At 58.7% G+C, this 1,393-nt stretch carries 2 protein-coding genes; both read left to right on the top strand.

What is annotated here, in order from left to right; all coding sequences use genetic code 11:
- Positions 1–589 precede the first annotated feature (589 nt).
- Complete coding sequence (locus FCU66_RS40745; protein ID WP_136621505.1) at positions 590–856, top strand: type II toxin-antitoxin system ParD family antitoxin; 267 nt, start codon at positions 590–592, stop codon at positions 854–856.
- A 3-nt stretch (positions 857–859) separates the two neighbouring features.
- Positions 860–1,171 (top strand): type II toxin-antitoxin system RelE/ParE family toxin, encoded by a 312-nt coding sequence (locus FCU66_RS40740; RefSeq protein ID WP_136621506.1) that lies wholly within the window; start codon positions 860–862, stop codon positions 1,169–1,171.
- Positions 1,172–1,393 lie beyond the last annotated feature (222 nt).

Below are 1,393 nucleotides of genomic sequence, written 5' to 3'. Positions count from 1 at the left end.
AAATCCTGTCCCCGCAACCAAATATCAAAACGGCCCGCCAGGCACCAAGCCGGCGGGCCGTTTTGTATCCAGCCCAACCGTCAACACCCTGATGAACATCAACGCCCGTGGCAAAGCCTGCAGGCCGTCCGCGTTCACAGGGACTGGCAAGACCCGCGCCCCCAGGTGCCGGCAGCCAAAAATCAGGGGCGGAAAAGACGATGCCATCCGATCTCGTGCCAGGCATCCGTCATGCCGGTGATGACTTGCAATCAAATACGAAATGATTTTAGCCGGGTGGTTTTCTATCAGCCGGCTTTTGTGGTCACCCTCGGCCGTGACAACGAGCGGCCGCAAGTATCGGCTTGCGCATGGATCCTCGATCGCGCCGGCGGCCGGGTGTGTCGCGCCGCAATAGCCGCAAGTGCCGTTGTCCAGCGGACTTGGGACGCCGAAGCGACACCTCGATGATCCCGAATCAGGTGACGGGCGATTCTCTGAGATGAATGGCGACAAGGTGTGGCATGGCCGAATCAGCCAGGCTTGCCAATAATTGACATCTATTGCCAGATTCGAGGACCGCCCCCATATTCCCTGCAGGAGGTTGCCAATGCCAAATTACGCTTTGAATGACCACTACGAGAGCTTCATCAGGAAGCAGCTCGAATCAGGTCGCTACAACAATGCCAGCGAGGTTGTCCGCGCGGGCCTGCGCATGCTCGAGGATTTCGAGGCGGAGCGGGAGAAATGGCTGCGCGAGGAGATACCGGGGCGCCTGGCTGAACTTCGGCAGGATCCAACGAAGGGCATCCCTGCCGACACGGTCTTCTCTCGGCTGGAGGCGCGTCATCGCGCCAAGCAGGCGAAAGCCAAATAGGGGATGGAGTACCAGATTGTCTTCCACCCCAAGGCGGAGTTCGAGCTGGAGCAACTCTACGATGATATAGCCGGACGTGCGTCGCCGGCGATCGCCTGGAATTTCATTGCGGGTATCCGCGACCATTGTCTCGGCTTGTCGACTTTTCCACAGCGGGGCACCGAGCGGGTCGAGATCATGCCTGGGCTGCGGATTGTCGGTTACCGGCGTGCCGTCAGCATTGCCTTTGCCGTCGAGGGTGAGCGGGTGCTGATCCTGGGCATCTTTTACGCAGGCCGAAACATCACACCGGAATTGCTCGAAGATCGGCTCTAAATGCCACTTCCGGTGGGGAACTGCTCTGCAGCCATCTGGGCGCGACAGATGTTTTTCAGGTCGATGGTGCACGCTCAGCGCCAAGGTTGTGGCGCGCATCATAGGGATGATCGGCGGCAGAACATCGCTCATTATTCAGCCAAGCCAGCTCACGAATTTCGGCCCCGTGGATATCTCTACGAGAAATCGAAAAAACATCGCTGATCGGTGTTGACACTTGTC

This window comes from Mesorhizobium norvegicum (assembly GCF_004919685.1).
Lineage (GTDB): Bacteria > Pseudomonadota > Alphaproteobacteria > Rhizobiales > Rhizobiaceae > Mesorhizobium > Mesorhizobium norvegicum.
This window is presented reverse-complemented; position numbering and strand designations above follow the sequence as displayed.

Excerpts from the sequence above, each read along its gene's own strand:
- FCU66_RS40745 (WP_136621505.1), top strand. The coding sequence starts at position 590 with ATGCCAAATTACGCTTTGAATGACCACTACGAGAGCTTCATCAGGAAG.
- FCU66_RS40740 (WP_136621506.1), top strand. The coding sequence starts at position 860 with ATGGAGTACCAGATTGTCTTCCACCCCAAGGCGGAGTTCGAGCTGGAG.